Source organism: Sulfuricurvum sp., from assembly GCF_030691015.1.
Taxonomy (GTDB): Bacteria; Campylobacterota; Campylobacteria; order Campylobacterales; family Sulfurimonadaceae; genus Sulfuricurvum.
Genome location: NZ_JAUYFF010000005.1, coordinates 51,627 through 72,649, shown reverse-complemented (window position 1 = coordinate 72,649; position 21,023 = coordinate 51,627). Strand labels below are relative to the sequence as shown.

Sequence of the window (21,023 nt, the reverse complement as noted above, 5' to 3'; positions counted from 1 at the left end):
TTATACTCTATCTTTGTATAATAGCTCAACAAGCAATAAAATACGTATAAGGAAAACAGAATGAATACTCTCTTAAAAGCCGTTTGTCTAGCAGGGTTGCTAGCATCTACTTGTATCGCCGACGATCAGACGGAAGAAGGACGCCGATACCTGATACGCGGAATCGCCGCGATCGAAATGGCCAAGTCGGATAAAGAGCTCTCAGGAGCCGCCGAGCAGTTTGCAAAAGCGACTCAAATCGCACCTGAACTCTCTGCGGCATGGTACAATCTCGGATCGGTACAGGCCAAACTGGGACGTTACAAAGAGGCCATGAATAGCTATCAGCGGTATCTTGCACTGAATCCAAAGGCGGAAGACGCTCCGAAAATACGCGACGAGATCATCAAACTCGAATACCGCATGGAACAATCCAATAAAGTTGCCGCCCTGGCGGGAGTATGGGTCGACAATTACAATCGATACTTCAAACTTGAAATGTCAGGAAACCGCATTACTCTCAGTTCGCGAAGAACACCTGACGACAACGACGTCATATCCACCTACAGTCTTGTCGGAAAAGTACCCGTGAGCAATTATATGAACGAAACATTTCAGTTGGAAATATCCGGGCAGAACCTCGGCGGAAAATGGAGTAAAGACGGCTATCAGGCTGACAAATGCACCATTCCTCCACTCGGAGGCAACGCCGAAGGAGAAGTGTTGCTGGAAGAGAATAAAATTGTTTTACGTCATATTGACACCAAATATTCTGCCGCTACCCAAATCAATGTATTTGACGATTTTTGTATTAATGTCAAAGTGACGGAGCAAAAAGAGGTCGAACGTGTTTTCCGCAAATACGTCGAACAACCGACTCCTTAAAAGTTTTTACGAAACAGGTAGAATAATCCTACTTTTTTGAGAGAGTATCGATTTCCAATACCAATTCCGAATAAATGCGTGCTTTCGCAATATTATAGCGATGGAGTTGTTCGCTCTTTTCCAATGAACCGATTTTTTGATTGAGCTGTCCCATACGGGCAGCGATCGAATTACGATTTTGGACTACTTTCGATTTCTCCTCCACGCTTGGCTGTGAAAGCCCCACAAAACTTGTCACTTGATTCGTGTAGGTGCCGGTTGCATCCAACGCATCCGAAATACTTTGGGTTGTCGCGGCCATCATTGCCGTCGATTCAGATATATCTTTTAACGAATTTTCAAGGTTTTTAGCGTCACTGAGCAATTTTGTATCGGCATACAGAGCCAGTTTCGAAATATCTGATCCTTTTGCATCTGCGCGATTAAGCTTATCAAACCCTGCTAAAAAAGTATCCGAACTGTTTTTATAGCGATTCAAAGCACTTGCGGCTCCTCCGAGATTTAAAAGTGTTTTAGATATCAACTTGGTCGTATTAGAGACTTCTCCCGCATACGGTATCGGTAAAAAACGGACGACATTACTGATATAGACACTTGATTTAAGCATTTGGTCATATCCGTCAACCGTCCCTTTCATGGTATTGATAAAGAGTTCAAACGATTCAATATTCTTTTTGTCTTCACGCAACAGTTTTGCCACCTTTTCAAGGTGATCATATCCATAGACGTTAAGCTGTTCTGCACTGATGCACGGTTTCTGTACGATGGGTGTAGGCTGCGATCCGCATCCTCCCAAGATTGCTGCAAGTGTCCCCATAAGCAGTGCGTGTTTGATTATCGCCCGTTTCATATCATCCCCATCTCTTTGAGCGCTCGGCGTATCGCCCCCGCTATCGATTCACCCGTGCGTGCCGTATGTTCATCGAGTTTTATTTTTTCACTTTTGGTCAGTGTCAAAAACACCTTCTCGCTTTGCTTTATCTCCTCCGTTTTTTTAGGCCGCCCTCCCGGATGTTTAGCGGTTTGAATCTCTTTATGGGTTGAGAGTTCTCTTTGTGTGACCCGCTTGGCAAACTTATTCTCTTTGACTTCTTCCATTGTGACTACCTTTTATACAGTAATTAACTGTTTATTAACTCTCATATTCTCGGATCTTATCATGCAAATCAACCATTAATTTAGAACTCTTCTTGTAGGCATACGCTTTTATCCCCCCCTGCTGTGAGAGTTCCGTGATGGAGCGATTTTCGTTGATCGCCGTTTGAAGCGCGACACTCATCGGAATCGGAAACATCTCAATCTCAAACCCCAGCGTCTCTTCAAAAACAAACTTTGCATCGTTGATATCGTTCTCTTTTTGGCTCATATTGGGGATCATTAAAATCGGTTTGTTCGCCGATGCGACACGCACCAACGTATCAACCGTCCCCTGTATCGTCTCGAGTGTCGGAATAAACGGGATAATAATCAAATCCGAATAACTGATGGCCTGATCGAGTTTAATATCATCAAACCCGCCGAAATCAAATATCGTTTCATTCTTCGGCTTTTCAAGATGTTTTTGCTGAATATCGATACGCTCCACACGTTCAGGCAATCGATCGGAAAGGGAACCGTAGGGATCGACCTCACACCCGTAAAATCCGAATCCCGATATGAGCTGATGGGCGATCATCGATTTGCCCACCCCGCCTTTAAAATTGACCACGGTAATATTCATTAATTTCCTTACTATATTTAACTGTTAATTACAGTATTTTACCTATAAAAAATAGATAAAGTCAAGTTTATTACAGTAAAAAACTATATTTAAAAAGGTATCTCTTGGTTTATTTAATAGCGGAGAAAGAGGAGGAGAAAAAAAAGTTAAAAGAATCAAACAAACATAAAATCTTTTTTATACAGAATGTGTTCGCTTGTTTGTTTGAAAGCAGCCATTTTCTCAAGGACGTCCATTAAAGGAATTTTTCCCAAAGCACTGATCTCTTGGCATGTCAATATTTCATAATTGCTCATTCTGGCACGATACGCAACAACCATATGCTGAGACGTAAGCTGTCTTAGTCGCTTAAGAACACCTGCTTCTTCTATCCATTCATTGTTATTGTTTAACATTTTAGAACCTTTTACGGTAGACTTGTAACATTCTATCACCTTTAAACTGACGTGTCAATATATTTAAAAAAGTTATTAACCGGTCATAAAATGGTCATTAGTAATGATAGGTGAAAATAATTACTTTGGGATTACGAAGAGATATGGAGGTGTCTTGTTTGGAAAAGGGGGAGTAAGAAGTTTGGTGGAGGCGTCCTCTACCAAATACTGCATATATTAGGTAGGTTATTTGATATTATATAAAAAAGGTACATTACAAAGTACATTAAAAAGAAAGTGACTCGATATATCCAGTAATCTTCTGATCCCTTAGGTACTGACATTGCTACCCCAAGTCAAACCACAACCCATCATCAGCATCCAAATGATCCATATCTCAGAACATTCTTGAATATTTCTTTTCGTACTTTTGATCGATACACACGATAAATCAGTAATGCAACGGCGAAGATGTATAATATGAGAATTTTAAAATCAAAATCCGCCGGCGGATCGGAGAACTAAATGCCCGAAAATGAGCCCCTACATAAAATAGCCCAATCATGGGCTACAACAGCATCACTAATATTGATCCCATTAGTTTTAGGATATATGGCTAACTCATATCAAGCAGAAATGAGTAGGCAGAAATTAAATAGTGATTATGTTGCACTTGCTATAAATATACTCAAAGAAGATCCAACTCAAAAAAATAAAGCTCTCCGTATATGGGCTATAAACATTATTGATAATTACTCAGAAGTCAAATTAAATCTTGGCGCTAGAGAGGGTTTAATAGAGCATACCCCTATCATTACATCTAAATTTATCATTGAATCAAGAGATCAAAAACTTATAAGAACTCAGTATGGGGTTATGACTGAGCGTGAATATATGGAGCTACTATCAAAAAAATATAACTCATCGGAGATAAAATGAACCCAGCAAAACGAATAGAGAATATTTTAATAAAAATACCTAAATCAGGCGAAAAACAAGCATTAAAAGCATTTGAAAAAATATTTGATGTTAAAGAAAAGGGGACAGGCTACTTATTCCCCTTCTCTACTCCACCCATTCTGATTAAAAATCCCCATAACGACTAGAGTTACGTCTTCTTTGGGTAATGAGTTGAGAGATGATTTAGAAGTTTTAAAAAAGCTTTTTTGTTTTGTAATTGATACTGCGATGTAAAACCCTGCCGATAATGACGGTTGGTAATATTTCATCGATTTTATAGAATACCATATAATTCTCGATGATCAGAACACGGCACTCTCTACGGATGTGTTTACGTTTGCACATAACACCCAAGTGTGGAAAATCGGCTAATTTCGAAATACCGTTTTTGAGAAATTCGAGGTATTCGACGGCGCGAGAGGGGGAATCTTCGGCGATATGATCTAAAATGATTTCAAGATCAGTGTAAGCGTGTTCGAGATAGACGATATTATGAGGCATATTTTGTGCCCAATTTGGCAAACACCTCTTCGTGTGTCCCTACAAGGGGCGAATTGAATCCTTCGTCGATCATACATTCGAGTTCTTCATCATACTCTTCTTTTGAGAGTTTTACGGTGTTTTCTGGGAGTGTTCGGAGAAATGCAATCACTTTATCTGCTACAGATTCGTCTTGTAATTCAAGATGATAGGCTAACATAACGTCCCCTTTTGTAGTGTGTATTATCAGAAAATTATATCATGGATTGAAGATGAAAGTTATGGTGGAGGCGTCCGGGATTGAACCGGAGTCCTAAACCAAGATTGTAAAGGCGTCTACATGCTTAGTAACGTTGTTTGTTTTTCAGATGACTATCACACAACGTGCAAAGCTACATCATCCAATTCTCTAAATTCATTCAAGTCCGAGACACTCCAAGAATATAGCTATCACAGGGGTTATACGCCAAGCCCTTCCAGTTATAGCATAGGAAGGTAGCGCAGTCCTAAATTAAATTAAACTTACGCTACAGCGTAAGCAGGACGGTAATTAGTGTTGTTTGCGTTTAAGCAAGTGTGAGCCGTATAACGGAGCTGCTCAGTCCGGCAATGCAACCTAAACCTTCTTGATCCAGTCGAAGCCATGTCGCCCCCACAAGAAAAAAGGATAACCGAAGTCATGACGCAATTATACCCTAAGCTGCGTAAATGAATCGGTAATCTACAGACTCTACTGAAAGGTGATAATAAATCCGATTTCACGGTCACGATAGAGGATCGAATCGGTCGGCTCACCCGTAAGATGATGGGGTATTGCGCGAAACTGCGGATAGGTTTGGATACTCATCGTTACGTCCAGATCAATCCTGAAAAACAAGAGGGCATTTTTCATCCCATCGGCAATGCGTCCCAACGGGTCGAGAAAGAAATAGCTCACATTTCCCAAAGTTCTGGAACCGAAAACGACTCCCCCCTGTCGATCCAGTTTCCCCTCAAGGATATACATCCCCTCCCCCATAATGGAGCCCAGTAAAGGGGTAAAAATAAGATCCTGAATCGAGGGAACCTCAGCAAAAGCCTCGTACCCGTATTCCCAGACAAAAGTGGACATCAGGGCCGATAAAGCGGCCGATTCTCCGATAGATAACCCGTCGTTTCGTCCCATCGTATAATACCATGCACCCGAAATAGGATGACCGATATAGTTTATAGCCCAGCTGTCATGATCCCAGACAGGTGTTGTGGTGACATGATCCTTCCATCGCTGAGAGAGTGACTTTTCTTCGAGTTTTGCCGCATTCCAGTTGGTAATATCTTCGGGCATCATCGCCAGTGCTCCGATCGATGAGAGCATAATCAGCTGCAAATAGAGAGAATCTTCGACAACTGCTTTATAGCGAGTGGGAAGTTCTTCATTGACGTTGATAAACGTAGGACTATAATCTTTTGGCGCACTGCTTGAGATGTTGTTATCACCGAAAAGAGGTAAGGTAAAGGAGAGGAAAAGAACAGCCCAGACATGCACTCCATGCACACTGGGGTTCTCTACCTTCTTTATTCGTTGATAAGTGATTTGATTGTGCGGGTAAGTGCACAGCATTGTGCAATCTTTTGTGTATTGCTTAAGGTATCATCCAAAAGGATGTTGACGATTGCGGAACCGACGATAACACCGTCCGCCCCTTGCACTTTTTCCTTTGCCGTTTTTTCATTGACACCGAAGCCGACATACACAGGCGTCTGCGTATGACGTTTAATCATCGCTAAGGTAGGAGCTAAATCTTCCGCTTTTCCGCTTCCCGTGATCCCCGCATAGGCAACGAGGTAGATAAACTTGCGTGCTTCGGCAGTGATTGTTGCGATACGTGCTTCACCGTCGGTCGGAGCGACAAATGTAATGTTGGCCAAGCCTCTGCTCTCAAAAAGGTTATGATAGTTTTTTGCCTCTTCATACGGAACGTCAGGGATAATAAGACCGTTAACCCCTAAAGTCTTTGCCTGATCCAGTAATGCTTCCATCCCGTATTGGTAAAACGGATTGAAATACCCCATCCACAACGTATCGATTTTAGGGGCAATGCTCGCAGAGATATCAAGGATATCGGCGAAACGGAATCCCGCTTCAAGGGCACGCTGATTTGCCGCTTCGATAACAGGGCCATCGGCAACGGGATCAGAGAAAGGGATTCCCAGTTCTAAGGTATCGACACCGTTTTCACCCAGTGCTAACGCCAGATCAACAGTAAAATTTTTATCGGGATAACCGGCAGTAATGTACGCTACGAGTTTCTTCACGCTCTCTCCATATCGGGTAAAATTAAAAGTGAAAAATGTATTTTGGACAGTTCATTATCCATTTTAAAATCTTCATGCCACTGCAAAAACATGTCAGAAACACTGATCAGCCACGTAATCGTCTCGTCATTGACCATTTTATCGCGTGATCGTAACTGTTCGAGCGCATCTTCCGCAAATGTAGCTAAGCGAACCATAGGTTCAATCTGTAAATAGCCTGAAGCAGATTTTATATTATGAAAAATTCTAAATAACTCTTCAATACTACGATGAAAACGTTCAGGATTAGCCAGATCGACGATTAACGATTCCATGATCTCTGTCATCATTGCGTAATGATCTAAAAATTCGTCAATGATTTCAAAGTCGAAATTAGCTTCTAGAACGCTTCGTATGCCCATAATGATGTTCTCCTGTGGTGATAAATTATAACCATCTTTTGTTTAATATCCCCTCTTAATTGCCATAGAATAGCATTGCAACTCAATTTTTGGGTAAACTATCTACTTTAAATAACTATGGGATATATATAGTATGAAAAAACTCACTATCGGTTCGATTCAAAAGCGAAAGGATGCTCTTCCGCTGGTCATGATAACGGCGTATGATGCCCTTTTTGCCCGTCTTTTTAGTGAAAGCGCCGACATACTCCTCGTAGGAGATAGTCTCAATATGAGCTTTGGCGGCAATAACGATACTCTGAGCGCGACGATGGATCAAATGATCTATCACACCAATGCCGTCTGCAAAGGTGCCCCTGAAACTTTTATTATCACCGATATGCCCTTTGGTAGCTACACCGACGAAGCCACCGCCCTCACCAATGCCATCCGCGTTTACCGCGAAACTTCTGCCGATGCGATCAAAATCGAAGGGGGAGCCGAGAAAGCCCACCTCATCAAACATTTAACGCTTAACGGATTCGCCGTATGCGGACACATCGGACTTCTCCCGCAAGCCGTTCGTGCGGAGGGGGGATATAAAGTCAAAGGGAAAAACGAGCATGAAGCCCTCTCTCTCATCGCCGATGCGCAAGCCATCCAGCAAGCGGGTGCTTTTATCATCGTTATCGAAGGGGTAAAAGCCGACGTAGCAACCCGTGTTGCACAAAGTGTCTCGATCCCCGTTATCGGGATCGGAGCGGGAAGCGGAGTAGATGGTCAGGTACTGGTCTTTTCCGATATGCTGGGTCTGTATGAACCGTTCGTCCCTAAATTCGTCAAACAATATATGGACGGTGCGTGCGGAGTCAAAAAAGCGGTTTCGACCTACGCTTCTGAAGTACAAGAGCGCTCTTTTCCTGATGAAAATTATGTTTACTAGGGCTGTCTAACGTGGAACGTATTGTAGAGATTGAAAAGTTTAACGCCGAAGAGTCCAGTGAAACGTCACTTCGTCCCAGTGCATGGGATGATTATATCGGTCAAGATCAGATCAAAAAAAATCTGGGCGTCTTTATAGAGGCAAGCAATAAGCGCTCCGAAGCCCTTGATCATGTCCTCTTTTACGGCCCTCCGGGCTTGGGAAAAACAACCCTCGCTCTGATCATCGCCAACGAGATGGGGAGCAACATCAAAGTGACCGCCGCCCCGATGATCGAAAAAAGCGGTGATCTCGCCGCCATCCTCACCAACCTCGAAGAGGGGGATATCCTCTTTATCGATGAGATTCACCGACTCTCCCCTGCAGTCGAAGAGATCCTTTACCCCTCTATGGAAGATTTTCGTCTCGATATCATCATAGGTTCAGGCCCTGCGGCACAGACGGTAAAAATCGACCTTCCCCGCTTTACCCTCATCGGTGCAACCACCCGCGCCGGAATGCTCTCCAATCCTCTGCGCGATCGTTTCGGGATGAATTTTCGGATGCAGTTTTATTCCCCCGATGAACTCTGCAGTATCATCTCCCAAGCCGCAACGAAACTCGGTAAAAGTATCGATAAAGAGGCTGCCAAAGAGATCGCCAAACGCTCTCGCGGAACGCCCCGAATCGCACTGCGTCTGCTGAAGCGGGTTCGTGATTTTGCCGACGTTGCCAATGAAACTACCATCTTGCATGAACGCTCCCGCTACGCACTCGATCAGCTGGGGATCAACGCCAACGGGTTTGACGAGATGGATATCCGCCTCCTAAAATTCCTGATGGAGGCCAAAGGGAGAGCTATGGGGCTTAGCACGATTGCCGCCGCCCTCAGTGAAGATGAGGGGACGATCGAAGATGTCTTAGAACCTTACCTTCTCGCCAACGGATATTTGGAACGGACAGCTCGCGGACGAGTTGCCACGGCAAAAACCTACGAATTACTCAAATTCGGCATCCCTCAAAACGGTTTGTTGGACTAAGGAAAAACAGTGAAAAAAGAGTATTTCACCCCTCTCTTACTCATCATGGTCTCGTACGGCATCTATGTTTTGTATGCACCGTTTTGGATGAGTATTATTGTCGCGTCACTCTTGGCGATTTCAACCCACCATATTCAAATGGGTTTTCTCCACCTCACAGGAAGCCGCTTTTGGGCTTCGACATTATCGACTCTTTTACTGGGAATCCTCTTTTTCGCCCCTTTAGGGTACTTTTTATTTCATATCTCCGTAATGATGCAAAACCTTGATCCCGCTATCATGAGTACGATGGAGAGCAAGTTTAGGCTCTGGTTGGAATATCTGCCCCCTTCCCTCTCGCGACTCGAAGCGAAACTCGAAGCCTCTTTAATCGGATTTGATCCCACTGCGTTAAGTCAGCACATCCTTGCGTACGCCTCGTTGATCGGAACGTTTACGATGTCGTTTCTCTCCGGAACTCTGTTTATTCTGATCTTCTATTTTATTGCCCACTTCTATGGACGAGAAATTTTTGAGTTTTTTAAGCGTTCCGCCCACTTTCCGCAGCAAGAGAGCACCCTCATCATGTTTGAGATGCGCTCCTCCATGAGTGTCGTCTTTTATTCGATTCTGGCAACAGCCGTATTCGAAGGGGCGCTGTTTGGAATAGCGGTAGGGTATATGGGGTACAACGGTCTGCTGTTTGGGATTATGTACGGATTTGCTTCTCTTATCCCTGTCGTGGGCGGGGTCATCATGTGGCTCCCCTTTGCCCTATTTGAGCTCTCTCTGGGACATACCGAAAATGCCCTTTTCATTACCCTTTATACGATCATCGTCATTTCGATTATTGCCGATACCTTCATCAAACCGGTTATTATCAAAATCATCAACCAGCGTCTGATCAAACCCCAAGAGAAGATCAACGAGCTCATTATCTTTTTTGCGATTATCGCAGGGTTAGCAACTTTCGGGTTTTGGGGTATGATTATAGGGCCGGCTATCACCGTGCTCTTTTTGACACTGATGAAAATTACCGAAGCCCAAAGCGAAGAGTCAACCTATTAATCTTGTTAACACTAGGTTATTGCAGGATTGACATGCTTCCTTTATACTGTCAGAGTATAAATATTACAAAACGGAGACAATAATGAAAAAGATTCTAAGTATCGCACTGATCCTCGGTGCAACAGCGTTAATGGCATGCCCAATGCAAGGTGGAATGCAAGGTGGAATGCAAGGTGGAATGTGTGGCAATAAAGGCGGCATGGGCGGCATGATGCAAAAATGTGAATGTGATACCAAAAAGCTCCCTCCTATGATGGAAAAGCTCGATCTTAACGATAAACAAAAAGATCAAATTACTAAAATCCGTGAAGAGGGAAAAGCATTCCATAACAAGCAGCGCGAGAAAATGATGTCAGTACTCACTTCTGAGCAACGTGCTAAATTAGAAGGGATGCAAATGATGATGGGACAAGGGAACGGTTCAAAAGAGTGCCCGATGAAAGGGGATATGAAGGATACCAAAACGCCTCATGATATGAAACAAATGCAAATGCCTCAAGGTACCATGGGCTGCAAAAACTGCGATCAAAAGTAAATATGTATGATTAAAATCCTCCTGATTGAAGATGATCTCGAAATATCAGATCTTCTCACCCAATATTTGGGTCGTTATCAGATGGAGGTGATCGCTTACGCTCATCCCAAAGCGGCACTCGCCTCTTTGGGAATAGAGTCCTACGATCTTGTGTTACTCGATCTAACCCTTCCCGATATGGATGGTTTGGATGTCTGTAAAGCACTCAGAGAACGCAGTGACATCCCTATTATTATCTCCTCGGCTCGGAGTGATTTGGGAGATAAAGTTATCGCCTTAGAGTTAGGTGCCGACGACTACCTCCCCAAGCCCTATGAGCCGCGTGAACTTGTTGCGAGGATACAGAGTCTACTGCGCCGTATTAATGGCAAAACTATCCAAGCCAGCAGTGATATATTCCGTGTGGACGAAACCGGTATTTATAAAGAGGGGGAACTCCTTCCCCTCACACGTGCCGAATTTGAACTCCTCTCGCTTCTCATCAAACACCATAAACAGATCATCTCACGCGATTTTATAGCCAACAATGTCGAATCAATCGGCTGGGAAAGCTCAGAGCGAAGCATTGATGTCCTTATCAGCCGCATACGCCAAAAAATCGAACCTAATCCCAAACACCCTACCCTTATCCGCTCTATTCGCGGAATGGGATACCAGTTCACCCTATGATCTCGCGCCGACATTCCGTTTTTTTTAAACTCCATGCTTTCTTTTTTCTGGCACTCATCGTTCTGATATTACTTTTTATCTCAGCATTGGCTGAGCAGGAAAGACAAAAGTTTCACCTTCTTACCCATCGTTCCATGGAACTCTCACGGATTATCGATGAGACCAAAGCCCAAACCTGTATGGAAAAAAACAGCGAACTCTCAGAAGCGGGATTCAAAGTCATAGAAACAAAAACCCCTCAGTGTGAAGCAATCATCCTCCCCCCTCCGATGCAGTCTAAACTCCGTTCCCGAAATGTCAAAGTGACCATTTATAAAGATGACAGCGGATTCATCTATGAACTCTCTGAAGGTCACTGTACGATGCTTTATCGTGATATGACGGAGGGTAAAACCTACTATTTCGTCTGGTTTTTATTTTTTGCCCTCTTGGGTGGTCTTGTCAATATGTATCTTCTATTGTGGAGTAATCTCAAGCCCCTCAAACATCTATATGAGCAGATACGTCGCTATGGAGAAGGGGAAGATATCCTGTATGCTTCCAACAACGGCAAAGATGAGATAGCTCTTATCTCTAACGCACTGTACGATGCATTGGCAAAACAAAACAAACTCAAGAAATCACGCGAACTTTTTTTGCGTAATATTATGCATGAGCTCAAAACACCTATTACGAAAGGGAAATTGATCGTCGAACTTGAAGAACCAAGTCCAAACCGCACCTTATTAGCCAAACTTTTTTCACGACTCGAACATCTAATTCATCAAATGGCCGACATTGAAAAAATGCATGCATACTCCCTTGTCAAAAAGTCGCATAATCTCGATTCGATGATCCAAAATGCCCTCGATAATCTCATGATAGAGAGAGAAAATGTTCATTTACGCGGATGCGATCAGAACATTACCGTCGATGAGGCACTCTTTACCAGTGCCTTGCAAAACCTCATCGATAATGCGGTACGCCATGCCTCTTCACTCCCGATAGAGATAGCGTGTGACCATGAAGGAATCTGTATTCGAAACAGCGGTGAACCGCTCAAGCGTCCGGTTGAGGAAGCGTTGCAGGCATTTGTTACCGAGCGGGGGGATGGGGGCTTAGGATTGGGGCTTTACATCGCCCAATCGGTTATAGATTTACATCAATTTAGATTAGATTACCGTTACGAAGAGGGGATTCATATTTTTTGTATACGGTTGCGTGAACGGAAATAGATCCACATCATTACCGAAACGGCCGCCATTGCAAAACTCAGAGCCATCCCAAGTGTGAGCCATTGCCCTGCGAGATAGCCGATCTGCGCATCGGGAGCGCGGTAAAATTCTACAAGACCCCGTCCGATTCCGTATAAAAATCCGTACAGTAAAATCAACTCCCCCTCGAACGCTTTACGGTGACGATACGCATAGATGATGACAAAGACCACAATCCCCTCGACAAACGCTTCATAAAGCTGTGAGGGGTGACGAAGGGTATCATAGACATAGATTCCCCACGGCACATCGGTAGCACGTCCTACGAGCTCTTGGTTGAGGAAATTCCCGATCCGACCGAATACATACGCCAATGGAACCGATACCGCCACCAAATCCATCAATCGACCAAACGGTATTCCGTGACGGCGATGATAGAGATACGAGCCGATCAAAAAGCCGAGTATCGCCCCGTGAAAGCTCATCCCCCGAATCCCGACAAACTGCCCGTCGATAAACGGATTAAAAATCTGCCACGGATTCGTTAGATAGTACATCGTATGAATATCGTAAAAAAGGATATACCCTAAACGCGCCCCCAAAATAACCCCGATCTCGGCATAAACAAAATAGTCATCCAACTGATCTTTGGTGATCGAAATGTTATCTTTTTGAACGATCCATTTTGCGATGACGAGAGCGCTTAGGAGGGCAAGGACATACATCAACCCATACCAGTGCACAGGAATAGAGAAGATGTTGAAAGCTACAGGGTTAAAATGTTCGTAAATATGCTGCCAGAATTCCATCAAAATGTCACCACTTTCCAGTCACTTTTAAGCGCCTGCGTTAAAAACTCTCCCGTATGGGTTGGTTCTATCCCTAGTGCTCGAAGCTCTTCGGTTACTCCATAATCGTCACTGCATACAACACACACCGAGGCTTTTACACCCGAGTCGATCACCTGCGCAACCATTGCTTGTAACTCCGTGTTTTCAGCCAAAAGCTTCGCCGAAGGCCCCCATACCATCAGATGGGCTTCATCCCAATAACTGCGAGGCAAAATGACGCTTCCATAAAGCAATACAAGCTTTTTTGCCACTTCGAGTTCGCCGCTACTCCATACAATCAGGAGTTTATCCATTGCCATGACCCTTTTGATGCTGACCCATAATCTGTGTTATTACTTCTAAGTTGTGATCCAGACGATACGCTTTTCCAAAACCCATTACGACGCTCCCACTTTTAGGGGAGAGTTTAAAGAGGTGAAAATCGCCCATTTGGGTTAATGAGGTGACGAGTTCCGAATCAAAATGGGCTTTGAAACGCTCGATTGCACGTGTAAATAGTTCATCCTCACGCATGATTTCAGAAACAATAGCTTCAATGGTAACCCGTTTTCGAGCAAAAGGTTGAACGCACTGCGACTCATCTTCGACAAAAAGCAAAGAGACATTTGGATTCACGAGAAGATTACGCCCGTGTTGGGCAACGGTACTGATAAGGATATAAAAATCATTGTCGATACGGACATAGGGGGCAGTGCTGGCATGCGGTTCACCCTCAGGGGTGAGAGATGCCATGACAAGGGTTTGAAACGTTTCTAAAAATGACTCCACCTCTATCGTGGTCATTTTAGTAGTGCCTCAGCGATCAGTTCGATCGGATTTTTAAAGATGACGTCCACATTTGCCTCATTCATTGAGTTATTGATCTGCATACGGCAGGCACTGCACTCGGCGGTAACGATTTGTGCACCCGTTTTGGCGATCATGGCCGCTTTAGGTTTTCCCGCCGCTTGGGCAAAATGGAAATTCTCCGTCTGCATGGTCACCCCGCCAAAACCGCAACAGGCGTTCGGATCGCTCATTTCGGTGATCGTATAATTTTGTCCGACCAAGGCACGCGGCTCTTTATAAACGCCCTGCATTTTACGGGCGTGGCAGGGATCATGATAGGTAACGTTCAAATCACTTCTCCCCTTGCTCGCCAGCAGTGCTTTAAGCTCCGTTTTTTGTTCCAGCCACTCGGTCGCCATAAAGATTTTACCTTTTAGCGCTCTGGCACGCTCCAGCCATTCGGGCTGATCGTGGAAAAAGTGCTCATAATCGATTTTAATCATCGCACTGCAGGTCGCTTCGGGGATGATAATCGCTTCGACCTCGTCGATAAAACTCTCAAAATAGACAATGTTCTTTTTGGCGTTGTGATCAACCGTCGCGAAATCACCCGTAAAATAGGCAGGTGCTCCACAGCAAAGCTGTTTTTTCGGGATAAAGGCATCGACACCCAGTGCTTCCAAAATCTCTAAAAGTCCCTTGCCGATTTCGGTGTAGTTGTAGTTCGCTAGACATCCGATGAAAATCGCGACACGACGTTTCCCCCCGTTAGGAATATTTTCAGGATAGCTGTTAAGAAACGATGTTTTCCCCATTGAGGGGAGAAGTCGGTCTTTTTTAATAATCGGGAGATTAAATCGAGGTTGCATCGAGTTGATTGAGTCTTTAATCTTAAATCCGCATGTTTGAAACACGTATCCGAGTTTAAAAAGGATATCCATCGTCATTCGATGACGGAGAAGATAGAAGAATACCCGTTTAAACCACGCGATGCCGAATTTATCGGCGAGATCGGCACGTACCTGCTCAATTACCATATCGGTAGGCAACGCTTTAGGACAGACATCGGTGCAGTTGGTACAAAGAAAACAGCTCTCAAAAATCGCTTTCGCATTTTTGTCTAGCTCCAACTGCCCCCGCTCATACGCACCGAGGAGATCGATAAATCCGCGCGGTGAAGTTACCTCATCGGCATTGACATTGTGGATTGTACAAACGGGGATACACTTCCCGCATTTGATACACGCATCGGAGGTTTCGGTAAAATGGAATAATTCGCGTTTTTCCATTCACTTACACCGTTTTACTGAACGCTTTGTCAGAGCTTGCGTGGCGTTTCATGTACGCATCAAAAGGCATCGCAATGTTACGGATCAACAAGGTTCCCGTTGTCGAGCACTCAATCGACTGAGAGGTCATAGTGAGCAACCCATCCGCTTCGAACGGTTTAAGCGCTTCTATAGCATCTGCGAAATACTCTGCGAATTTCACGCCGAACAATCGCTCAAAACGGTCAATATCGAGTTTAAAATTTGACATCAATTCCATAATGACGTATTGACGGATACGGTCATCCTCGTTCAATGCGACACCCCGTTCATGAGGCAATCTCCCCGCATCAATGGCCGCTTCATAGCTTTCCATCTCTTTGAAATTTTGGGCGTAATAATCAGCTCCCTCTCCGATAGAAGTGAGCCCGATACCGATCAAATCGGCTCCCCCCTTGGTGGTATAGCCTTGGAAGTTACGGTGAAGCTCCCCTTTTTCAATCGCTTTAAAAAGTTCGTCTTCGCTCTTGGCAAAGTGATCCATCCCGATCATTTTATACCCGTTGGATTCCATATGATCGATCGTATAGCGCATAATGGCGAGCTTTTCCGCCGGATGCGGCAATGTCGTCTCATCAATTTTTCGCATCGTCTTTTTAAGCCAAGGGACATGCGCATAATTAAAGACGGCAAAACGATCCGGATTCAAAGAGAGGGAGAGATCGAGGGTCTTTTTAAATGTCTCCAAACTCTGATGCGGCAATCCGTAGATCAAATCGACGTTAACACTCACCATATTGTATTTACGTGCTAAATCCATCGCCGCTTTGGTGATGTCATACGGCTGCACGCGATGTACCGCCACCTGAACTTTGTCATCAAAATCCTGAATCCCGAAACTGACACGGTTGAATCCCGCATCCGCCATCACTTTCATCTGTGCTTCGTTGATGTGACGCGGATCGATTTCACAGCTGATTTCAGCATCTGGGGTAAAGTTTTTAAAATGACCTTTGATCGCTGCAATAATACGATTCAGCTGATCCGCATCAAAAAATGTCGGTGTCCCCCCGCCAAAATGGAGCTGAATAACGGAGCGGTTAACGTCAATGTGAGTGCTGAGTATTTGCATTTCGCGAATCAGGTAATCAATATAGCGCTCTTTTTTATCCTCTTTGGAGGTAAAAACGACGTTACAGCCGCAAAAATAACAGGCATTTTTACAAAACGGCAAGTGAAAATAAAGGGATAATGGACGCGTCACGTCTTGCGAATGGAGCTTTGAGAGATAACTGTCGTAATCAAAACTCTCACTAAACTCTAACGCTGTCGGATAGCTCGTATAGCGTGGCCCCGGCTTAGAATATTTGGTAAATTTGTCAAAATCAAGCATACGTATTCCCTATCGTCCCTGTGAATGTCGCGATTATGCCCCTTTTGGGTTGAATAACGGATAAAAAAGAAACATTATTCTATAATTGTGGGAAAATATCACAAAACATGAACGCTTTATTGTCGAGTTTTCTCGACATTGTGATAAAATCTTTCAACAATCACTATCTATAATGAGGATGCCCCCCGATGATAAAAGTTCTAGTCGTTGAAGACGACGAAGTAACCGCCATAAATTTAAAAATGTCATTAGAAAAGCAAGGCTATGACGTAATTTCTTTGGCTGATAATGCCGTTACCGCTAGAAATAAAATTAAAATATATAACCCCGATATTGCCCTCATTGACATTGGATTGCAAAAAACAATGGACGGTATCGAACTGGCTCAATACATTCGCGATAAAAATCAGCTCCCCTTTATCTATCTAACGGCACATTCCGATAACGATATGCTCGCCAAAGCCAAAAGAACGGAGCCTTACGGATACATCGTAAAACCCTTCGATCCGATCAATCTCCACACGACGATCCAAATGGCACTCTATCGATTCAAAGAGGAGAAGAAGCGTAATTCCAATATTGATGAACTCAAATCCGATCGTGAAGAGCTCGAAAAACTGGTTTATGCCAAAAAACTCTCTGATAAACCGATTGTCGAGTTTGGCGAAGGGTATCGTCACGATACCGGACTGGGTGAAACCTTTTACAAAAATCAGAAAATCAAACTCACCAAAAAAGAGAATGCCTTTATCCGCCTTCTTGTAGCTCAGTTGGGGAGTGTCGTTGATTTTGAACAAGCCATCAATTACGTGTGGGAAACCAAAGGTGCGACCGACAACAGTGTTCGAACCCTCGTGTGGAGACTACGATCCAAACTCCCTACCGATGTTATCAAAAATGCTTCGGGTGTTGGGTACTATTTAGAAGAGTAGGATTCAAGCAAAACGCTTTTCAAATTCCCCTCGAAGCACTTCGTATGCTTCACTAAACTCAAACTCTTCCTCTTTTTCCATAGCTGCACTTTCAATGACGGAAGAGACTCTTGAGAGTTCATCAAAACGAAAATTGGCACTGGAACCTTTAATCGCATGGGCAATAAAAGCAATATCTTCGTAACTTCTTTTTTCAATACCAAGTGAGAGGTCTTGGAGCAAATGCTCCATTTTTTGACAATAGATACCTAAAAGATAATCAATTTGATCTTCTTCCAGCATCAGTGCCGTTTTAAGATGCTCCATATCAATATGCGGCCATTTTGAGACGACCAGAGCGCACGGCTCCATTTCGGGTAAAGCAATCGGTTTCAAATAACGTTCAAATATTTGTTCAATCTCTTTAATGACGATCGGCTTTCCTAAAAATGCGTCATAACCGTTTTGAAGAGAGCGCTCACGTGCTCCGTTGATGACATTTGCGGTTAATGCCACAATGGGGGTATGGGGACGTTTAGTCGCTTTTTCAAATGCCAAAATATTGGCCGTCGCTTCATTGCCGTTCATCTGCGGCATCTGCTCATCCATCAGTACCATATCAAAATATTCCGATTGATAATAATGAAGAGCTTCCGCTCCGTTAGAGGCGATTGTGTAGCTCAACGCATACCGTTCCAATATAATCTTAATAAGCTCCTGATTGGCGAGGTTGTCTTCTGCGACCAATACCCGTCCCTCAAATCCCCCTCGTCCCCGTAGTCCTGTTCTATGAGGAAGATGCGGCGTATTAATACCTAAAACGTCTCTCAAAGCACTCTGAAGTTTGGTACAATAGATCGGAAAAGTCAGCGGTACAATCGTCTCAATAGTATCATAGCGCTCGTCAAGAAAATCTAGGATAGCTACCGAGGGTATCTGATTCTTAATAATCGTTTCACGTGCCGCATCGTCCATCGAACTCTCTAAAAAAATGAGAAGATTGCACGACTCCTGAACATTATTAATGATTTGAATATCCAATCCGAAATGGTCCCAATACCGTTGCAGGGATTCAAGTTTGTAACTCTCACTCGGATCATAGGCCAAAAGCCCGAATTTGATCCCCTCAAACATTGAAACATCAAATTTAGAGACTTCGCACTGATGGTTGGCGATCACGGGTATTTTAAGGGTAAACAGACTTCCTTCCCCTACCGTCGATTTCAACTCAATATCGCCCCCCATATGGAGTGCCAACTGCTTACAAATGGAAAGCCCTAGTCCTGTCCCCTCGTTGACCTTCAATGCCCCTTCGTGAGCTTGAGAAAACGCATCAAATATCCGTTCTTGATCGACCGTTGAGATCCCTATCCCCTGATCCCGTACCGAGAGGGATAAAATCCCCTCATCGTATCGCGCTTCAACATGGATTGCTCCGGCATGATGGCTGAATTTAATGGCATTACTCAAAAAGTTCCCGACAATCTGTTTGATCCTCAATGCATCGGCAACAATCTCATAGGCGATGGTAGGATCGATAAAACTGGTCAACGTAATACTTTTCGAATTAGCACCCGGAACAAAAAGTTCCATGGTATGGGATATCTCATCGTGAATATTAAACGGCTGAGGATCAACCGTAAACTCCCCGCTGCGAAGTTTAGAGAAATCGAGAATATCATTGATAATATGGAGAAGATTTTCACCGCTGTTGCTAATAATATTGAGGTATTGCTGATAACGGGGATTGGTCGTCTCATCTCGTAAAAGGGAGACAAAACCCAAAATAGCGTTAAGCGGTGTCCGTATCTCATGAGACATATTGGAGAGAAAGTATTCTTTGGCTTTGGAAGCATTAAGGGCTTCTTGCTCTTTTTGATATATCGTATCCGTATAGAGTTTTAAAACACCCGCAAAATTTTGGTCAAACAAATAGCTGATGGCAACAAAAACTTCTTGATCGTTGATTCCCAAACGGTATGTTGCATTAAGGACGGAGCGCTTAAAATGGGTGCAAAGGAGAAAGAGTTCATCTGCTCGAAGCTCTTTGTTTTTAAGATACTCAATCAATTCACCGATGACAGGGCAATCTCCGAGTGCCATGTGCCCTGAGACGACCCCCATGAAATAATCAAAAACATTTCCCGCATACAATTCTAAAAAAATATCTCTATCGATCTCGTGGCGTACTAAAATAGTAGAACACTGCGTTTCATTCACCCACTCTATTAAAATAGGCTCTTTTTCTGCAAATAAAATGGCTCTTGCATCAAACAGTGTTTTAAAAAGGGTATTTTGCATATTTTCTCCGCAACGGCACAATTAATTTGGCGCGATCCAGAAAAAAACACCCAAAGAGACAATCAGTAGTTGAACGGCCAGAATCAGTACCGTTCCGATAATATTGCCGATCTGACAACTCGTACACTGTTTATACATTTTCCCTTCATACTGGGCGTAAATGAAATAAACAACCATTAAGAGTATCACACCGATGAGGGCATATTTATCAAGGGTGTAGAGCAATGTGCGTAACTCAGGTGAAATGAAAAAGGGGAGAAGAAAGGTAAATCCGACAAGAGCCAAAAGATATTTGGCACCCCGTTTGAAATAATCGCGTACAAAAACCGTTGGGCATGACTCGCCTAGCTCATATCCGGCTTCTTGCGCTTTTCTTACCAGTATCTTTTCGGCTTCTTGTCGTCCCTCTTTATTCAGTTTATCAAGAAGTGTACCCCCGAACAACATATCCATTTTTCGCTGCAATACCCGAGAAAAGTCCCCCTCGGTATCCAAATGCTGTAACTCTCCGAATCTGTTTTCATAGACTACTTTGATTCGGTCATGTCGTTTGAGTGTGGCGGTAAAATCCGGATAATACGCACTTATCTCTTCTGCAATAACTTCTCCGTCGGTAACAAGAATACGAGGATTAATAAGTTCCAGAGGGCCATTCTCGGTTTTGACGATGATGGCACACGCCGGCACTGCGATTTGGATTGCCGCAATAGCATTCAGTTGATAATGCTCCATCGTATCGTGCATATTTTCTAAAAGCCTAAACAACTCATCATCAAATTTACGAACATCGGCAGATACGTGCTTAATCCGCTCATCAGGGTAGGTGATCAATTCTTTAATCATTGTGAAAATCTTTCGTAGGAGGTAGAGCCCCCTGAAGGGGCTTTAAATTAGTGGCTTTTGCGAACGACGATCAACATTTTGATATTGATCATAATAAAGCGGATAAACTGCCAAATTTTGCACGTACGCATTTTGATAACAAAATTTGTCGGTACCATAGTTGTAAAGTTAGCATCGTACGGTTTAACGTATTTTTCAATTTCATTCAT

Annotated in this window: 27 protein-coding genes and 1 other RNA gene; 10 read left to right on the top strand and 18 right to left on the bottom strand. The window is 43.7% G+C overall.

All coding sequences use genetic code 11. From position 1 onward, the window contains the following. Positions 1 to 60 precede the first annotated feature (60 nt). Positions 61 to 864, top strand: a complete 804-nt coding sequence (locus Q8O20_RS06340; RefSeq protein WP_305530471.1) for a tetratricopeptide repeat protein — start codon at positions 61 to 63, stop codon at positions 862 to 864. A gap of 28 nt (positions 865 to 892) precedes the next feature. On the opposite strand, the gene Q8O20_RS06335 is transcribed toward Q8O20_RS06340, so the two are convergent. From Q8O20_RS06335 to Q8O20_RS06320, 4 genes are all read right to left on the bottom strand, one after another. Beyond that, entirely contained in the window at positions 893 to 1,714 is an 822-nt protein-coding gene (locus Q8O20_RS06335; RefSeq protein WP_305530470.1) for a hypothetical protein, read from the bottom strand. Further along, entirely contained in the window at positions 1,711 to 1,962 is a 252-nt protein-coding gene (locus Q8O20_RS06330) for a hypothetical protein (RefSeq protein ID WP_305530469.1), read from the bottom strand. The genes Q8O20_RS06335 and Q8O20_RS06330 overlap by 4 nt, the downstream gene beginning before the upstream one ends. 34 nt (positions 1,963 to 1,996) lie before the next feature. Beyond that, positions 1,997 to 2,584: a ParA family protein gene (locus Q8O20_RS06325; RefSeq protein WP_305530468.1), complete on the bottom strand. Its 588-nt coding sequence runs from the start codon at positions 2,582 to 2,584 to the stop codon at positions 1,997 to 1,999. 155 nt (positions 2,585 to 2,739) lie between these two features. Further along, on the bottom strand, positions 2,740 to 3,018 hold the full coding sequence (locus Q8O20_RS06320; protein WP_305530467.1) for a hypothetical protein: 279 nt from the start codon (positions 3,016 to 3,018) through the stop codon (positions 2,740 to 2,742). A 465-nt stretch (positions 3,019 to 3,483) separates the two neighbouring features. On the opposite strand from Q8O20_RS06320, the gene Q8O20_RS06315 reads away from it, so the two are divergent. After that, positions 3,484 to 3,897 carry a hypothetical protein gene (locus Q8O20_RS06315; RefSeq protein ID WP_305530466.1) on the top strand — a complete coding sequence of 138 codons (414 nt, stop codon included), beginning with the start codon at positions 3,484 to 3,486 and terminating at the stop codon, positions 3,895 to 3,897. Then, positions 3,894 to 4,064 carry a hypothetical protein gene (locus tag Q8O20_RS06310; protein WP_305530465.1) on the top strand — a complete coding sequence of 57 codons (171 nt, stop codon included), beginning with the start codon at positions 3,894 to 3,896 and terminating at the stop codon, positions 4,062 to 4,064. The genes Q8O20_RS06315 and Q8O20_RS06310 overlap by 4 nt, the downstream gene beginning before the upstream one ends. A 46-nt stretch (positions 4,065 to 4,110) precedes the next feature. Here the strand turns inward: Q8O20_RS06310 and Q8O20_RS06305 are convergent, their stop codons facing one another. The 6 genes from Q8O20_RS06305 to Q8O20_RS06280 form a co-directional block, all read right to left on the bottom strand. Beyond that, on the bottom strand, positions 4,111 to 4,419 hold the full coding sequence (locus tag Q8O20_RS06305; protein ID WP_305530464.1) for a type II toxin-antitoxin system RelE/ParE family toxin: 309 nt from the start codon (positions 4,417 to 4,419) through the stop codon (positions 4,111 to 4,113). Then, entirely contained in the window at positions 4,409 to 4,618 is a 210-nt protein-coding gene (locus Q8O20_RS06300) for a hypothetical protein (protein WP_305530463.1), read from the bottom strand. The genes Q8O20_RS06305 and Q8O20_RS06300 overlap by 11 nt, the downstream gene beginning before the upstream one ends. A 62-nt stretch (positions 4,619 to 4,680) precedes the next feature. Further along, positions 4,681 to 5,052: a transfer-messenger RNA gene (gene ssrA, locus Q8O20_RS06295) on the bottom strand. Between the two features lie 76 nt (positions 5,053 to 5,128). Next, complete coding sequence (locus tag Q8O20_RS06290; RefSeq protein ID WP_305530462.1) at positions 5,129 to 5,932, bottom strand: DUF3943 domain-containing protein; 804 nt, start codon at positions 5,930 to 5,932, stop codon at positions 5,129 to 5,131. A gap of 20 nt (positions 5,933 to 5,952) precedes the next feature. Beyond that, positions 5,953 to 6,693 (bottom strand): tryptophan synthase subunit alpha, encoded by a 741-nt coding sequence (gene trpA / locus Q8O20_RS06285; protein WP_305530461.1) that lies wholly within the window; start codon positions 6,691 to 6,693, stop codon positions 5,953 to 5,955. After that, on the bottom strand, positions 6,690 to 7,094 hold the full coding sequence (locus Q8O20_RS06280) for an Hpt domain-containing protein (RefSeq protein ID WP_304738684.1): 405 nt from the start codon (positions 7,092 to 7,094) through the stop codon (positions 6,690 to 6,692). The genes trpA and Q8O20_RS06280 overlap by 4 nt, the downstream gene beginning before the upstream one ends. 133 nt (positions 7,095 to 7,227) lie before the next feature. On the opposite strand from Q8O20_RS06280, the gene panB reads away from it, so the two are divergent. The 6 genes from panB (at position 7,228) to Q8O20_RS06250 (ending at position 12,500) form a co-directional block, all read left to right on the top strand. Continuing rightward, positions 7,228 to 8,016, top strand: coding sequence for a 3-methyl-2-oxobutanoate hydroxymethyltransferase (gene panB / locus Q8O20_RS06275; RefSeq protein ID WP_305530460.1), 789 nt, complete (start codon positions 7,228 to 7,230; stop codon positions 8,014 to 8,016). Positions 8,017 to 8,027: 11 nt separating this feature from the next. After that, positions 8,028 to 9,035, top strand: coding sequence for a Holliday junction branch migration DNA helicase RuvB (gene ruvB, locus Q8O20_RS06270; protein ID WP_305530459.1), 1,008 nt, complete (start codon positions 8,028 to 8,030; stop codon positions 9,033 to 9,035). Between the two features lie 9 nt (positions 9,036 to 9,044). Next, positions 9,045 to 10,082 (top strand): AI-2E family transporter, encoded by a 1,038-nt coding sequence (locus Q8O20_RS06265; RefSeq protein WP_305530458.1) that lies wholly within the window; start codon positions 9,045 to 9,047, stop codon positions 10,080 to 10,082. 82 nt (positions 10,083 to 10,164) lie between these two features. Next, complete coding sequence (locus tag Q8O20_RS06260; RefSeq protein ID WP_305530457.1) at positions 10,165 to 10,617, top strand: hypothetical protein; 453 nt, start codon at positions 10,165 to 10,167, stop codon at positions 10,615 to 10,617. Between the two features lie 6 nt (positions 10,618 to 10,623). Further along, positions 10,624 to 11,286, top strand: a complete 663-nt coding sequence (locus Q8O20_RS06255) for a response regulator transcription factor (protein ID WP_304738699.1) — start codon at positions 10,624 to 10,626, stop codon at positions 11,284 to 11,286. Beyond that, on the top strand, positions 11,283 to 12,500 hold the full coding sequence (locus Q8O20_RS06250) for an ArsS family sensor histidine kinase (protein WP_305530456.1): 1,218 nt from the start codon (positions 11,283 to 11,285) through the stop codon (positions 12,498 to 12,500). Before Q8O20_RS06255 ends, Q8O20_RS06250 begins: the two co-directional genes overlap by 4 nt. On the opposite strand, the gene lgt is transcribed toward Q8O20_RS06250, so the two are convergent. The 5 genes from lgt to hemN are packed head-to-tail and all read right to left on the bottom strand — an operon-like array spanning position 12,464 to position 16,759. After that, positions 12,464 to 13,288: a prolipoprotein diacylglyceryl transferase gene (gene lgt, locus Q8O20_RS06245; RefSeq protein ID WP_305530480.1), complete on the bottom strand. Its 825-nt coding sequence runs from the start codon at positions 13,286 to 13,288 to the stop codon at positions 12,464 to 12,466. The genes Q8O20_RS06250 and lgt overlap by 37 nt on opposite strands. Beyond that, positions 13,288 to 13,623, bottom strand: a complete 336-nt coding sequence (locus Q8O20_RS06240; protein WP_305530455.1) for a DsrE family protein — start codon at positions 13,621 to 13,623, stop codon at positions 13,288 to 13,290. The genes lgt and Q8O20_RS06240 overlap by 1 nt, the downstream gene beginning before the upstream one ends. Continuing rightward, entirely contained in the window at positions 13,616 to 14,113 is a 498-nt protein-coding gene (locus Q8O20_RS06235) for a HugZ family protein (protein ID WP_305530454.1), read from the bottom strand. Before Q8O20_RS06235 ends, Q8O20_RS06240 begins: the two co-directional genes overlap by 8 nt. Further along, a complete protein-coding gene (locus Q8O20_RS06230) occupies positions 14,110 to 15,387 on the bottom strand; it encodes a (Fe-S)-binding protein (protein WP_305530453.1) in 1,278 nt (425 codons plus the stop codon). Before Q8O20_RS06230 ends, Q8O20_RS06235 begins: the two co-directional genes overlap by 4 nt. A 4-nt stretch (positions 15,388 to 15,391) precedes the next feature. Next, complete coding sequence (hemN, locus tag Q8O20_RS06225) at positions 15,392 to 16,759, bottom strand: oxygen-independent coproporphyrinogen III oxidase (RefSeq protein ID WP_305530452.1); 1,368 nt, start codon at positions 16,757 to 16,759, stop codon at positions 15,392 to 15,394. 188 nt (positions 16,760 to 16,947) lie between these two features. On the opposite strand from hemN, the gene Q8O20_RS06220 reads away from it, so the two are divergent. Then, positions 16,948 to 17,691: a response regulator gene (locus Q8O20_RS06220; RefSeq protein WP_304738726.1), complete on the top strand. Its 744-nt coding sequence runs from the start codon at positions 16,948 to 16,950 to the stop codon at positions 17,689 to 17,691. Between the two features lie 3 nt (positions 17,692 to 17,694). Here the strand turns inward: Q8O20_RS06220 and Q8O20_RS06215 are convergent, their stop codons facing one another. The 3 genes from Q8O20_RS06215 to Q8O20_RS06205 are packed head-to-tail and all read right to left on the bottom strand — an operon-like array spanning position 17,695 to position 21,023. Then, entirely contained in the window at positions 17,695 to 19,971 is a 2,277-nt protein-coding gene (locus Q8O20_RS06215; RefSeq protein WP_305530451.1) for a hybrid sensor histidine kinase/response regulator, read from the bottom strand. Between the two features lie 21 nt (positions 19,972 to 19,992). Continuing rightward, on the bottom strand, positions 19,993 to 20,814 hold the full coding sequence (locus tag Q8O20_RS06210) for a peptide deformylase (RefSeq protein ID WP_304738729.1): 822 nt from the start codon (positions 20,812 to 20,814) through the stop codon (positions 19,993 to 19,995). Between the two features lie 47 nt (positions 20,815 to 20,861). Next, the gene (locus Q8O20_RS06205; RefSeq protein ID WP_015654318.1) at positions 20,862 to 21,023 is read right to left on the bottom strand and encodes a hypothetical protein; all 162 of its coding nucleotides are present in this window, start codon (positions 21,021 to 21,023) and stop codon (positions 20,862 to 20,864) included.